Annotated in this window: 16 protein-coding genes; 1 reads left to right on the forward strand and 15 read right to left on the reverse strand. The window is 43.5% G+C overall.

The window, feature by feature from the left end:
* Positions 1-118: 118 nt before the first annotated feature.
* A complete protein-coding gene (locus NSQ92_RS25815) occupies positions 119-913 on the reverse strand; it encodes a helix-turn-helix domain-containing protein (RefSeq protein WP_341153328.1) in 795 nt (264 codons plus the stop codon).
* A gap of 136 nt (positions 914-1049) precedes the next feature.
* On the opposite strand from NSQ92_RS25815, the gene NSQ92_RS25820 reads away from it, so the two are divergent.
* On the forward strand, positions 1050-1244 hold the full coding sequence (locus NSQ92_RS25820) for a helix-turn-helix domain-containing protein (RefSeq protein WP_123260777.1): 195 nt from the start codon (positions 1050-1052) through the stop codon (positions 1242-1244).
* 5 nt (positions 1245-1249) lie between these two features.
* On the opposite strand, the gene NSQ92_RS25825 is transcribed toward NSQ92_RS25820, so the two are convergent.
* From NSQ92_RS25825 to NSQ92_RS25890, 14 genes are all read right to left on the reverse strand, one after another.
* Positions 1250-1597 (reverse strand): YolD-like family protein, encoded by a 348-nt coding sequence (locus tag NSQ92_RS25825; protein ID WP_341132812.1) that lies wholly within the window; start codon positions 1595-1597, stop codon positions 1250-1252.
* Positions 1590-1754 (reverse strand): hypothetical protein, encoded by a 165-nt coding sequence (locus NSQ92_RS25830; RefSeq protein WP_167555744.1) that lies wholly within the window; start codon positions 1752-1754, stop codon positions 1590-1592. The genes NSQ92_RS25825 and NSQ92_RS25830 overlap by 8 nt, the downstream gene beginning before the upstream one ends.
* 2 nt (positions 1755-1756) lie before the next feature.
* Positions 1757-4375 carry an ATP-binding protein gene (locus tag NSQ92_RS25835; RefSeq protein ID WP_341153329.1) on the reverse strand — a complete coding sequence of 873 codons (2619 nt, stop codon included), beginning with the start codon at positions 4373-4375 and terminating at the stop codon, positions 1757-1759.
* Complete coding sequence (locus NSQ92_RS25840; protein WP_341153330.1) at positions 4357-4590, reverse strand: hypothetical protein; 234 nt, start codon at positions 4588-4590, stop codon at positions 4357-4359. The genes NSQ92_RS25835 and NSQ92_RS25840 overlap by 19 nt, the downstream gene beginning before the upstream one ends.
* A gap of 20 nt (positions 4591-4610) precedes the next feature.
* On the reverse strand, positions 4611-4961 hold the full coding sequence (locus tag NSQ92_RS25845; protein ID WP_341153331.1) for a glycosyltransferase: 351 nt from the start codon (positions 4959-4961) through the stop codon (positions 4611-4613).
* 351 nt (positions 4962-5312) lie between these two features.
* Entirely contained in the window at positions 5313-6137 is an 825-nt protein-coding gene (locus NSQ92_RS25850; protein ID WP_341153332.1) for a ParM/StbA family protein, read from the reverse strand.
* A gap of 282 nt (positions 6138-6419) precedes the next feature.
* Complete coding sequence (locus NSQ92_RS25855; protein ID WP_341153333.1) at positions 6420-6746, reverse strand: hypothetical protein; 327 nt, start codon at positions 6744-6746, stop codon at positions 6420-6422.
* Positions 6747-6839: 93 nt separating this feature from the next.
* Positions 6840-7103 carry a holin gene (locus tag NSQ92_RS25860; protein ID WP_341153334.1) on the reverse strand — a complete coding sequence of 88 codons (264 nt, stop codon included), beginning with the start codon at positions 7101-7103 and terminating at the stop codon, positions 6840-6842.
* A 26-nt stretch (positions 7104-7129) separates the two neighbouring features.
* Positions 7130-8251, reverse strand: coding sequence for a LysM peptidoglycan-binding domain-containing protein (locus NSQ92_RS25865; RefSeq protein WP_341153335.1), 1122 nt, complete (start codon positions 8249-8251; stop codon positions 7130-7132).
* Positions 8251-8463, reverse strand: coding sequence for a BhlA/UviB family holin-like peptide (locus NSQ92_RS25870; protein ID WP_061801015.1), 213 nt, complete (start codon positions 8461-8463; stop codon positions 8251-8253). The genes NSQ92_RS25865 and NSQ92_RS25870 overlap by 1 nt, the downstream gene beginning before the upstream one ends.
* Before the next feature lie 237 nt (positions 8464-8700).
* The gene (locus NSQ92_RS25875; RefSeq protein WP_341153336.1) at positions 8701-9060 is read right to left on the reverse strand and encodes a hypothetical protein; all 360 of its coding nucleotides are present in this window, start codon (positions 9058-9060) and stop codon (positions 8701-8703) included.
* A 12-nt stretch (positions 9061-9072) separates the two neighbouring features.
* Positions 9073-11085, reverse strand: coding sequence for a glycosyl hydrolase family 28 protein (locus tag NSQ92_RS25880; RefSeq protein ID WP_341153337.1), 2013 nt, complete (start codon positions 11083-11085; stop codon positions 9073-9075).
* Positions 11085-12587 (reverse strand): phage tail spike protein, encoded by a 1503-nt coding sequence (locus NSQ92_RS25885; RefSeq protein WP_341153338.1) that lies wholly within the window; start codon positions 12585-12587, stop codon positions 11085-11087. The genes NSQ92_RS25880 and NSQ92_RS25885 overlap by 1 nt, the downstream gene beginning before the upstream one ends.
* Positions 12587-13306 carry a phage tail protein gene (locus tag NSQ92_RS25890; protein ID WP_341153339.1) on the reverse strand — a complete coding sequence of 240 codons (720 nt, stop codon included), beginning with the start codon at positions 13304-13306 and terminating at the stop codon, positions 12587-12589. Before NSQ92_RS25890 ends, NSQ92_RS25885 begins: the two co-directional genes overlap by 1 nt.
* Position 13307 lies beyond the last annotated feature (1 nt).

The following is a 13307-nucleotide window of genomic DNA, read 5'->3' on the forward strand; positions in this document are numbered from 1 at the left end:
GCACTATTTACTCGATTTAGTTTCGCTTTATTAAAACGTTAATCTGTCGCACACTGAACGGACACATATACCGGTCATTTGTCGAACTTTGACCGTATTAGAATACCATGTTAGGCGGTTATTTGTCTAGCCATCCCTCGAAAATACTCAACATTTCGCTTTTTCGGCTTAATTTCGTTTTTGACCGTATCGCTGTTAAGGTCGCCTGTTTCCAACTCGCAAATAAGTAATCGTCCATGCGTTTAACCTTGCGTTGTTTCGCTTTTAGTATCGTAGCATTCCACGCCTCAATGAACGGCGCTTCGTTATCTTCGATGACTACGGTCGGATCCACGCTCGCTTTTGCCCGCAATAGAATTCCGTAATATTTATAAATAGACTCGGCGTTATGGAAGTATTTCACGATTGCGTTATATATTCCGCTAGGCAGCACGTTTTTTAATGCGTTTGGCTCCACCGCCGTATCTAATACGTAATTGCCTTTTAAAGGCTTAATAAAATTCGATGGTTCGTTTTCGGAATTGCTTACCTCCGCCTTACTCTCCGTTGGCTTGTCGCTGCCTGCCCGATTGGACACGCTCGACTGGACATCGGCGGGTAAAATGCGAATAATGTTAGCGCCTTTGCCTCCGTTCACCTTCCGCGTTGTTGCAACCTTTTCGATGATTCCTAATTCCGCCAGCTTGTTAACGATGCGCCTTGCCGTCTTTTCGCTGCGATCGATTAATTCGCTAATAGTTGACGCCTTTAAATGGCACGCGCCTGCAAACTTAACGCAATAGCGAGCGATCATTTTCAGCGCCTTGCGGTCCGTTTCGTTTAATTCGTATGTATGATTGCGTATATGCTCGTATACTGCGGCGTTTAATTGCGCGGTAGAGTCGAACGTAGAATGTTCCGCTAAATAGTGCATAGAGCCGATTACTCCTTCCGTAATTTACTTATAACGTAAGTATAATTTACGGCGGGCGTATTTGTCAATTACGAATTGCGTAAACCTTCTATATAAGTTATAATTAAGGTAATACAAAACGGAAGGATTGGTTGCGGTGGAATTGCGGTTACAAGAGTGGTTGAATGAGCGCGGAATTGAACAAAAAGAAGTCGTGGAGCGTACGGGCTTATCTACGCGTACAGTTAGCGAATTATGCACGAATAAAATGCAAAGAGTCCCACGCGAAGCAATCGGTAAGATCGCGCAGGAATTCGGCATTAAAGATGCCAACGAACTATTTAAGTTATAATTGCGTTAATCCGGCTCGATCACTTTAACGCCAATCACATCCGACATATAAACGCGATCTAGCGATTCGTATTTGTCGAGCAACTTTATACGGAAGTTCTTACCGACGGCATCTACGTAATGAACGCGACCAACCGCAACGGAAACATAACCGTCATGCCAAGTCGTAAACTCGACCGGATAGTTATATTCCATTGCGTATTCAATTAACGAATCAAATTCCGCTTGCTGGTATTCGTCAATGATCGGCTTATCTGTGCGGTACTCTTCCTCGTATATTGCGTCGCGTAATTCTTCGATTAGTTCCGGTAGCATTATCGAAGTCCATTTCTTTGTTCCTCGGTCTTTAATCACGCCTAACACCTCCGAAGGCTTTTTCGTCATTATAACCGAACGTAAGTTCGCAGTCAAGACGTCCGTGATTCACTTCGTAATAATAAATCATTTGCGCTACGTCTTCCGGCGTGAGCCCACGTTCTTCTAATATCGCAATGAATTCCGACCAAGTCATCGTTACACCTCCCCGCTTGCTAATAGTTGCTCAACCGTTTGCCAATGGCGCCCATACATGCGCGAATGACGCTTCGTTAGGAAAGAATTATCGTATTGTTGCACACGCTGACTTGCCGGCGGTAACGCACGCATTAAGAATGCATTTTGCCTACGCCCTCCAAACCTCGCCAACACAATCGCATCGTACGCCTCGGTCCGCAACGCTAAGTCAACGTCGAACGTCGGTTTCAATTGCGCTTCCAGCCGTTCGAATACTTTACGATTGTCATTTGCGAATAAGAACCAGTTAATCCCACCGCTGATTAAATCGTCGTCTAATCCGTACCGCAATAAATCGAAATGGTGAAATGCGAATATGCCAGCGAGTCGCCACTTCGGACCTTCGAGCACGATACGTTGCATTAGCGCTTTAAGCCCCGGCGTAAGGAATTGATGTGGTTCGTTAAATACGATGAATGCACCGCCATCGCTCGGATCCATTAGCAACTTCGTCATGAATATTTTTAGCGTTATCCAATGAATCAACGTTTTCGCCGACAATGCGCCTAGCTTACGATTCGGCACGCGTAATATAACGACCTTACCCTCGCGAATCCACTTTGCGAAATCAATGTCCGCCGATGCTGGTTGCGCAAAAATACGGAACAACACGTCGTCGCCAAGCATTTCGTCAAGCCGGTTAAGTATCGCGCTTGCTTTGCCGTCGAGCGCTTTTTGACCGTCGCGTATTAACTTCGGATTGCCCTTTGCATCTACGCCCCATTCCGACGTGTATTTAGCGATGAAATCCGCAGTTCTTACGTTACCTTGCTGTCGTAGTTCCCTCGCCTTTTCTGCGCGATATCCCTCGTCTTCGAGCAAGCGTTTAATTGCGAATAATGAGCCGCCACTTGCCTTCGCAAATTCTCGCAAGATTGCACGCGATTGCCCCATCGATTCCATGTCGCCGAAGAAGTCGATTAATTCCTGCGCAAAACGATTCGCACCATTTGCGCCAAGCTGCTCGACTATTTCCGTAAGGTCCATCGGCACGGGATATTCTGCGTCAGACAAATCGATATCAATTATGCGATCAGGCGGCAACGAATCCCGCACTCCGTCGGCAAATCCGCGTTCGCCGTCTTCCATTATTGCGTCGATAACAAACGAAGCCATTCCGTGCTGTAATGCGCCTTCGATGACGATATTTTTCGCTAATGTATCTTTGCCCATCCGAGGCGCTCCGACTAACCCGTAACTGCGGAATGTTTCGTCGAGGTTGTTCGTCGGCAATCCAATCGGATACTGGACGCCCCGCACTTCGCTATGACCGACGAGTATCCCGTTTGTCTTACGGCAATTTACCGGCAAATTAGCGCCTTTTCGCGTTATGTTACATTCGCCTATACTAATGCGGATTCCTTCTATTTCGACATATTTTTGCGCTGGTTTATGTAGCATCACTTTCGGCAGGTCCGTTTCTACTCGGCGATTTGTTGCGAGTTCTTCCTCGTAACGTTGTTGCACGATTGCAGTCGGCATTTGCAACGCTACTTTCGCCAGTTCATCGCATGATAGCAACGAAACGTCCCCGTCGGCTCTTGTTCGCGCGGAAAGATGCAACGTATTTAATTCGTCGAGTATTTCTTGCTTACGTGCTTTCATGCGAACCTTAAACGGCACCAATTCGTTATTACCCGCTAATTCCCCAAACGCGCTACTTATCGTATTCGCTACGAGCTGACAGCGTAGAATTTCTTTCGTGCTAGCAACAACGCGAACGTGCGATTTCCAAACCGCTTGGTTTATTTTGTCGGCAGACTTAGCGCTTAATTTATTCGCCTGGATTTCTTCGATCAAAGCGTCGGGCTTATCGATTGCCTTGCGCTTTTCAAAGCCACCAGTACTTTTAAAGAATACGTTACTGATTGCGTGTAGTGTGTCGTTTACAATATCGTATATTTCGTTTAACATCGTAGCGAGCGCCTTACCTAGCGTTTTATACGCCTTGTCTGCCGTTAGTTTAGCACGTTGTGGTACTTTGCCCTTCGTTAACTTTTCATGCGCATATGAGGCGTTCTGTGACCACTTACGACGGTCTAGCGTTTCGGAACAAACGGACAGCCTTGCGTAATCTCCGTCTTCCGCAATATCATCGAGCGCGGTTAAAATTGAAGCGACCGGCGAAGTCTGTTCGGCAGCATTCGTTTGTAGAGCGAATATATCATGGCGGGCAAGGCGCAGTTCATTCAGCGTTACTTCGTTTTCCGCCGGCACAACTAACGCTGATTGGTCCGCAACTTCGACCGTTACATGCATGAAATTTTCGACTATCTCCCGAAACTTCTTCGCCCATATTTGCGAAGTGCTGACGTAATATTCGACCGACTTTACGCCGGCAACTTGGCGAAACACTACGTCAATCCAAATCGTATCTTTCTCTCGTAGCGTAAATCGAAATCCTTCGCATGTTAAGCGTGTTGGCATGCGATCATATATTTCGTACATTTTGTGCAGCACCCGCCACATCTTTGCGTTTTGATTATTCGTTACATTGCTGTGCGGCGTGATTCGGTACGTTACCATTTCGTTGCGTTGATAGGCGAAGAACTCGCGCAAGCTCATGCGTTGAGTAGCCATATAATCGCACCACCTACGCCGACCGCCATACGACCAAGCCATTTCGGAACATCGCCCGTTAACATTATCATGACACCGCAAATTAACATAACGCCCGCACCTATTTCCGGCATAGTTGCCGTTAGGATTTCCGTTAAATGATTTGCGCCTTCCACTAACGCCTCGCCGATCGGTTTTAATACAACCTTTACGCTAAAATCTTCAAACCATCCCATTTCGTCCGCCTCCTTCGTATTTATAACGCTTTGAGAAAATTACGCATATCAATCGCATGCCTGGCGAGTATATAGCCGGCTGCCCCGCCGATTAGTAATTCGAGTGCCTTCGTGCGGTGTCCGAACATCCACGAAACGCCAGCGAATATAAATACGCCAACAACGATCCAGTCAACTGTATTCATTATTGCCGACCATATATTGCCGAACGTTGCGTCTGCCGTCGCCGCAAGCGCATGTCTTGGCGCCATAACAGCGAATAGTTTTCCGCCTAGCGCAATTACTTTATAAACGTTGGTACCTTCGCTTCTTTCCGGTTCCGTCGGACGCATAAACTCGCCAATGGTCCCGACCGTTTGTAACTTTCGCATTTTTCTTCGCCTCCATGAATACGTACGCGACTTAACGTACATACTATCGTTATAACTAGCCGAAGGAGTGAGTCGCATGAATTTTCTTATAGGCGCTGGCATTGGCGCATTAGTTGGTTTGTTTACATTGATTTTCGGCTGAACTTACGTTAGATAAGACCGTGCAGCATATCGTCGCTAATTACAACTGGCGGAACCTCCACTGTCTGCTGCGCGTTACTTATATGACCGCCTTCCATGTCGCGTTGAATTAACGACTTTATATACGCAGAGTAGTTCGAATACTGTAAAGTGTGTTCGTATAACTTGCGTTGGTATGGGTCGTTAATATTAAACGAGACGGGGCGGTTTTTAATTTGTTTTGGCATAGACAGCGCTCCCTATTGCGTATGAGCCTACCGCATTTGCATATATCGCGTCGAGCCTTTCGCCCTTAAACATCGGCGTTATTTTTCTAGCGTTCGGATAATACGCTTGGAATATTGGTGTAAGAACTGTCGCCGCTCCGCCTACTACGTAAATAATATCGCCTGGATTCCATTTCTTCGAAGTCTGCGTCACAACTCCGCGCACTAATTCGTTAGGGTCTGCGTTCTTAACCGTGTTCAGTCCGAACGGCAACGTAAAGGAATCACGGTCGATGAATCGCTTGTTATTAAACGTTGCGCAATTTACCGTGCCTCCGCCGACATCAATCACGCGCACAATGCCCGCTCTAGGTTCCGATAAGAAAGCCGCTCCGCCTTCCGCCGCAATTACTACGTCATTAATGCGAAAAGTCCGCTCGATTTTATTCACCGTGATTTTGTGCTCGCCGATTAACATTGCCCGTATCGCTGCCTTTTCCGCATCGTCGTGTTTGCTTATCGGCTGATTTACGACGAGGTCATATACGTTCGATGCGCCGAGTCTATGTAACGCAATTAATACGCGCAACTTTGCGTCTAAATGCGCTTTACTTTCGCCCATGATAGCACCGCCGTATTCGGATTCATAAAGCGCTAGTGTGCCGGCGAATCCTTTGCGTCCTTCATATTCGTAGATAATGTCGTCCTTGCCGTGCTTCTCCTTAATATTGCGCTCACGATATTCTCCTATTGCGGACGGAAATCTATCCACTCCGTGAGCACTTACCGTTTTAACTTCGCTATTTCCTGCGTCTACTGATACTATCATTTCGTTTCACCTCGCGTTAAAGTACGGTTGATATCTAGTTGATAACCGATCGTTTTCGGTTGATACATAGATGATAACCACCGTCTACTTTAAATATACGTGAATTCACGTACTCTATGCAAGTCCTAGTAAAAATATTCGCAAATTAAACAAAAAAAAACGCCGCCTACCTCGAAAGATAGACGGCGCGTATTTCTCCTATGGACGCTTTATCGCGTTGCACTTACGCTAAAGCATATGCGGGCACATGCGAATTAATGCAAGTACCGGCGGATATTTTTATTATTTCCAATCGATAACGGTCAGTTGGCGACACTTTGAGCACGTAAAATTTTCCGCTGTTTTAATAACCGGTGATTTCTTACCGCAATGAGGACACTCGACTTTCTGCTTTCCCATTGCCGCGTAAATGATTCCGAGAGACATTCCGAATAATCCAATCGCGGGCAATATGCCGATAATTGTTACGAACAATATACATGAAATAAGCACGCCGAATCCTCCGACGATAAAGCCGATCATGCGTCCGACGAAACCCATTGCGCTACCTTTTTTGCGTTCTACTTCTATTATTTGCGTTTCACCGCTAATTACTTTCGTTTCCCCCACCGTAACCACTCCGTTCGTTTTTACTTAATTTTACCGCGTATGATAGTATGTACGCAAGAGCAAGTGAAAAGTTTCACCGCTCTTGCAATCGTTTTATTCGTCTAACGTATTTCCTTCGCGTTTATTACCAATTTCGAATAGTCCTGTCGCAGATAAACCAGCGAAACCACCGGCCCACAAACGCAAGATTACATCTAAATCTGTGAATGGCGCGGCTAAATAACCGACCACCAATCCGATAACCAACGCAGTTACCGGAATTAAGTTTTTCGGAAAGTTAACCGTTACTTTTACGAGTTGCACCAACGCAATGATAATTGGCGCGAGAATAGTTGCGAAAATTAATACTTGTTCCATTCCGTTTCCTCCTTCGCTTGTTTGCGTTATTTCACGCGTAATTTTTGACCAGGATAAATCGTATAGTCACTATCGAGTTTATTCCACGCTTTGATTTGCGCAGAAGTAGACCCGAACTTAACCGCTAACTTCGATACAACGTCGCCCGACTTAACGGTGTGGTACTCCGCCTTTGTTGCCGATTTCTTTGCCGGCACTTTTAGCTTTTGACCTACGTAAATTTTATTCGCATTTTTAATTCCGTTTAGCTTTTGTAATTCAGCCGTTGTCGTTCCGTATTTCGCTGCGATCTTACTTAATGCATCGCCCGCTTTAACGACATATGTTTCGGGCGTCGTTTTCTTTGGCGCGCTAAATCGCAATTTCTGACCTGCTGCAATTACGTTCGGATTAGCGATATTGTTCCACGCAACTAGATTCGCAATAGAAACGCCGAAGTCCGCTGCGATTTCGCCCAATGTGTCGCCTTTAACAACGATATATGTGCCGTCGCTGTTTTTCTTGCGCTTCGGTGCTGGCTTCTTGACAATTTCCGCTTCGACTTTCGTCGCTGGCGGTTTAACTACGCCCGCTTTGCCGGTAAACCATTCAAGCGATTTATTGCCGTTCAGCTTATTTAAGTCGACGCCACCATTTACGCCGCCAACTTTTCCGCTTTCGGTATACTGCCATAAGTCGCAAGGATAATCGGGCTTTTTCGTGCTATAGCGCGGAATCCACGTAAAGTCTAAGCCGTCCACTTTGTCGAGTCCCATCGCCTTATACGTATGATGTCCGAAGTAGCCGCCGACTTTCTTAGCGCCTAGTTTACGTAACTCATCTACGTATGCTTGCGTTCCTGCCGTCATATCGCCCATCGTTTTTACTTCGACGTCGGCAACCCAAAACAACGCATCTTTGTCGCCTCGTGCGTAGAAGTCCTGCGCCTCTTTGCGCGCGTCGGCAACCGAAACAAATCGGCAAAATGCATAGTGACCAAACGGAATGCCTCGTTTCTTTGCCTCGGCGACATACGTTTTGTATTCCCGGTCGATTACGGAACTACCGTCTTGCACACGAATGATTACTAACGCAACCTCCTTCGCGAATTTATCCCAATCGATTTTACCTTGCCAATGCGAAATATCTACGATTTTATCTTTCGCCATTATTCTTCGTCCTTTCCGCCGCTTAGTCGGCTTTTAATATCGCGAAGCTCGTCAATTACAACGTCATATTTATCGCTAAACTTTTCGAGCAAATCGTGGAGGCGGGCTTCGCGCTCGGTATTGCGTTTCATTACGTAAAAAAGGAGCCATACGAATAACACTGCGAATGGCCCCTGCGTGATAAAAAATTCCGTTACATTTATTCCGTCCATGCTACACCGCCTTTCTTTTACGGCATAAGAAAAACGCCATATCCGCGTGGGACTGGCGTTAAGTGATTCCGTGTTTGGTTATTGCGCAGTTGTATCCAACTAATTAGAATTATAGTAACTTGCCATTTGTTTAAGATGTTCATATGCCTGAAATAAATAGTTATTATTTGTCTCTTTTCTTTTTTTTATATTTATATAAACTAATAACCCTTTTCATATGTTATTACCTCCTAATTCCTAAGCAACTTGCCCATCCTCTAAAATGTCTATTGCATTTGAAAACTCATCCAAACTCTTAAGGTGATTATATCCTTGTCTAATAAAATCCGGGGAATCATTTGCTACGGATGGAATAAATTTATATGTGTCGACCTTTATAAGCCAACTCTTTGAAGAATCTTTATACATATTTAACACGATTGTTAATTCTTCTTTACTACCCTCTATTTTATCAATCATATAATACGCATTATTAATATTAATAGTTTGTACAATGCTTTCCTTTACAGTCGGGAAATTCAATTTAAAGTTTTCATCATACTTAACCATATCATTTGTATAAATTAAAGTTATAGTGGTGTTCATTTGCAACGCCATGTTTTCACTCCTTTATGAGAATAGATAAGGTGAATCTGAAATTTTAGCATACATCCAACTAGTCCCGTATCTAGCTATACTATAAGTTCCTGTTCCAAATATTTTAGAATTAAATAAAGTATTTCCGTCAGAATCTTTCAATGTTACGTTAGAAGACGAACTTACATTTAAATCAAACTTATATCCACCAATTTCAACATTTTTACCAAGCGTAATAGTGATAGTAGTAACTCCAGGGAAAATATTAAGGATTGAACATAAGCTATTAAGCGTGTAGTTTTTTGTCCCATCTGCAATATACGGCGAATTGAAAACATCACTTAATAAAGAGAATCGATAACCGTTGTATACACACATACCTCTGTCAATTAAGTTAACCATATCGCCACTTGTAGGGTTCGTTATAAAATTTTCCCTTACAGCAAAATTGCTTGAAGCTACTCTTATTTTATTGATACCTTCTGCTGATTTACCAACTAACGAGCCTACATTACCCTTTATATTACCGCAGTTTATAACTGTTACATTATCTTTAACGGAACTCTTGTAATAAAAATATCCTTGCGGTGTGGTAATCGCATCATTGTTAGCATAAATATTGTTGAAATATATATTGTCAATTTCCCCTGTATCTACTATAAAAGGATTGTCACCCGCCTTTTTATTGCAATAAAAACCATCAAGAGAAAGATTTTTAATCAGTGTATCCGTAAAAAGGAAGGCAGTGTATTGGTAAGGATAACCATCCATATTAAAGAAAGATACATTTTCGAAATTAATATTTTCAGCTTCGAAATATCTAGCTTGAAATCCCATAGTTTCTATTCCTTCAAATGTTACACCTACATTTCTGATTGTTATAGAGCCAAATTTCCCTCTTATTCCCGTAGTGGTGTACCCTCCTGATGACATAAATAATTCATGAACAGATTCGCCTTTTACATCCTCAACGAGAACATTGCTCATTTCAAAACCGGATTGTACGTGCAGACTAAATGCTCTGTAGCAATATTCAGTGATAGTTTCTCCGTTATCATTAACCCATATTTTCGGTTTAGGATAGACCCCTCTTATGGTTACGTTATAAACATTAGATTGCTTTTGAAACCAAGGGAATCCTGCGTTAAGTGAAACTAAATCATCTGATGTATACCCACTAATATTTTCAATCAGTCCATTACTAGATGCTCCTGTGATGCCATCTCCGTTATATCCATATTTAGATTCAGGCGCCTGATCTAGTTCAATATTATAAAAGTGGAAGTTATTACAATTTGTATGAGCGATACCCCACCCAGAAACTTCTTTAATTTTTATGTCGTGTATTTTAACGTTGTTTACATTTTCTAAGAAAAAACCCCTATGAGCATCTCTAATTTGAGTAGGTGCAGAACCATCAATACAACCGCCAAAGATTTCAATATTTTTTGTTCCTTCAGTAGGATGATTTTTAAAAATATGCCTTCCACTATAATCATTGACTCCATTTCGATCAGTGAATTCATACTCTTTAAATTTAATGACTGCGTTTCTCCCTAACTCATAAGTACTATCATCAAATATTATTAAAGAATCGCTTATAAGATAAATTCCGTCCGGTATAACTATTTTCCTTCCTCTATACAGACTAAAAATATCGTTTAAACTTTGTGTTGTATCAGTAACCCCATCTGCAATGGCCGGAGGTACTGACGATGGCTGCGGTAAAAATAAAACATTGATTTCTTCGCTTGACATCTTCAGCTGATTAGTCGCCAACTCTGCGGAAGTAGCATCGAGTCTTTTCGGCAACGTATCATAAGTCTCACCACTAACGCTATCGTGCCTACTCGCAACAATCTCCGCATTTGAATCCCCCGCATTTATAATCAATTGATCAAACGTCGCTTCTAAATCGCCCTGCTTCTTCGATGTCGCTTCCGTTTCTTTATTTACAGCATCTAGTCCATCCGCTAAGCTACCGCGCACTTCTTTACCGTATATAGCCGTTCTAATTTTATCGATAAAACCTTGTATATTCGCCATTATACTCCCGTTCCCCCTTCGCTATTCTCCAACGCTGTTACTCGCGCCGCCAAGTCTGCGATTTGTGCATCCGCCGCCGCCAATCCGTTCGTGTTCGCCTCAATATCCGCTTTCATTTGCGCAATTTCCTCCGCCGACACGACGCTTTCTATTTCGCCAATAATCGTTTGCAAGTCCGCAATACTAGCGTTAATATTTTCAATCGCCGCATTAATCTGCGCCATCCCTTCCGTTGTACCACCTTCGAATTGCGCGAGACTTTGCTTCGTCGCTTCTAGTTCCGCTTTTGCATCCGCTAATTCAGCGCTAATTGTGCCGATTTTAATAGTTTGCGATTCCACTTGCGACCGAACATTTTCGAATCTGCTCGTAAGCTTTGTTACGCCTTGAAGGTACTGCGTTAAGGTTCGCGCCTTTTCCCCGAACGTTAATCGTGACTGCTGCGGATTAGCTAAGTCGATTACCTTCTCGATTATTTGTAATGATTCTTTCGAAACAATATACGGGTTGTCAATGTAGTACCAATTGCCGACGGTAAATTCTGCGACATCTAACCCGAGTAATGATAAATCAACCGCGCTAATATCGAACGTTTCAATTGCCGCTTTCTGATTCGCTAAAAACTCGCGTCCTTTTGTGAGTAAGTTCTGCGGTAGTGTAACGTCATCCCATACGACTTCTTTATTAACGATGCCGAATTCCGCTTGCAACGCTAGATCGTCGAGATAATCAACGCCTTTATTTACGCTTTTAATATCAACGCGCGCTGTACTTGCGCTGGATTGGTCGTCTGATTCTAAACGTGCGCCCAACGGTATTAATCGCGTTATAACTTCGGTCGGATCAATGTCACGCGAAATACTTTTTAAGTTACGGCGAATACTGATTGTCGTATCACTGATCGAGCCGACTTTCGCAAGGTAGTCGATATACGTGCCGTCTGATTCTTCGCGCATAACTAAAAAGCCGCCCAATCTATCGAGCAGCTTATCTTTAATCGTCGGATATGTTTTTTCGTAATCAATATAGCGATATACATTGTCGGTCGAGTTTGTAACAGTAACATTACCGACTTTAAAACGTTTGTGAGGCTCAACCGTTTGATTGTGACGGTCAATTAACAACGCAAAGAAGTCACGAACGCTTGTGTTGTGAATTTCATCAAACCGTTGTAATGAATCTTGCAAATACGCTAATTTTGATTCGCATGTATACTCGTCGATGAATTGCCCGCTTTCCTCCATTCGATAAGTCGGCAATAGCACGCGACCGTCGAATATTTTTTGTCCAGTTTTAGCGTTAGTAATTCGCACAAGTGTTACCAACGGTTTGATTTTACGGTAGCCTGGATTGTTGGGACTAAGACGAAATGTAAATTCGTCAATTCCCGTCAATTTAAGCGTTATTTGTGCGTCGGATAATTTAGCGCCTCCTACATACGGAGAATGAATCGTAATGCCTTTTGTGTCTGTTGGACCGTCGAAAATTTGCACGAGATACATTACGCCATTACCTCCTTGTAGAATTCGAATTTAATTGTTCCGCTACCAGCAATCGTTAGAATATTTTCGCCTATTTCTAAACGCAATAAGTCGCTTTTTGATTCGCCCGCCGGCACGTTAAATTGTTGACCGTCCTTCGTAATAGTCATCGATGCAGTCGAAGTTATTTTCGGCGATACTCCGTTTGAACCAACGTTATAGAGCTTAATCGTTTTCGTTCCGTTAATTTTATATTCGATATCTTGTGCGACGTCAAATTCGAAATTGAATTCGTCCCATATGTCATTGCCTTCCGCTAACTCTCCGATCATAAACGGGTAACAATCGAAGTCAGCCGTTACTATCAGCGTTCCGTCTTGATGACTATCCTCGACCGATACTTGCGAAAATTTGCCGAGCCAGTAATAACCGTAATCATGCGTATCGTACAGGCGTTGTATTTTCGCGGTCATGAGCCATTTTTTCAATGCTATTTCCGCTAATTTACGCGTACCATACACGGATTCAAGCAGTAAAAACCGATACGTAATCGTGCGATTCTCGAAAACCCGCTCGCCCAAAATGGCGGAAAAATCATATACGCCTTGAACGAACGGTAAACTTTCGATAATCGTTTTTTCGGCAGGACTAGGAGCATCGCGCCCAACTAACCGCAAACCTTTCGACATAGTCGATTCGCCTGCGTACGTAAATCCTTCCGTAATAGCAAACGTCTGCATC

It is taken from the genome of Niallia sp. FSL M8-0099, assembly GCF_038006945.1.
Classification (GTDB): Bacteria; Bacillota; Bacilli; order Bacillales; family Cytobacillaceae; genus Niallia; species Niallia circulans.

Coding starts and splice junctions, on each gene's coding strand:
- NSQ92_RS25815 (WP_341153328.1), bottom strand. CDS start 913: ATGCACTATTTAGCGGAACATTCTACGTTCGACTCTACCGCGCAATTA.
- NSQ92_RS25830 (WP_167555744.1), bottom strand. CDS start 1,754: ATGACTTGGTCGGAATTCATTGCGATATTAGAAGAACGTGGGCTCACG.
- NSQ92_RS25835 (WP_341153329.1), bottom strand. CDS start 4,375: ATGGCTACTCAACGCATGAGCTTGCGCGAGTTCTTCGCCTATCAACGC.
- NSQ92_RS25840 (WP_341153330.1), bottom strand. CDS start 4,590: ATGGGATGGTTTGAAGATTTTAGCGTAAAGGTTGTATTAAAACCGATC.
- NSQ92_RS25845 (WP_341153331.1), bottom strand. CDS start 4,961: ATGCGAAAGTTACAAACGGTCGGGACCATTGGCGAGTTTATGCGTCCG.
- NSQ92_RS25850 (WP_341153332.1), bottom strand. CDS start 6,137: ATGATAGTATCAGTAGACGCAGGAAATAGCGAAGTTAAAACGGTAAGT.
- NSQ92_RS25860 (WP_341153334.1), bottom strand. CDS start 7,103: ATGGAACAAGTATTAATTTTCGCAACTATTCTCGCGCCAATTATCATT.
- NSQ92_RS25865 (WP_341153335.1), bottom strand. CDS start 8,251: ATGGCGAAAGATAAAATCGTAGATATTTCGCATTGGCAAGGTAAAATC.
- NSQ92_RS25870 (WP_061801015.1), bottom strand. CDS start 8,463: ATGGACGGAATAAATGTAACGGAATTTTTTATCACGCAGGGGCCATTC.
- NSQ92_RS25875 (WP_341153336.1), bottom strand. CDS start 9,060: ATGGCGTTGCAAATGAACACCACTATAACTTTAATTTATACAAATGAT.
- NSQ92_RS25880 (WP_341153337.1), bottom strand. CDS start 11,085: ATGGCGAATATACAAGGTTTTATCGATAAAATTAGAACGGCTATATAC.
- NSQ92_RS25885 (WP_341153338.1), bottom strand. CDS start 12,587: ATGTATCTCGTGCAAATTTTCGACGGTCCAACAGACACAAAAGGCATT.
- NSQ92_RS25890 (WP_341153339.1), bottom strand. CDS start 13,306: ATGCAGACGTTTGCTATTACGGAAGGATTTACGTACGCAGGCGAATCG.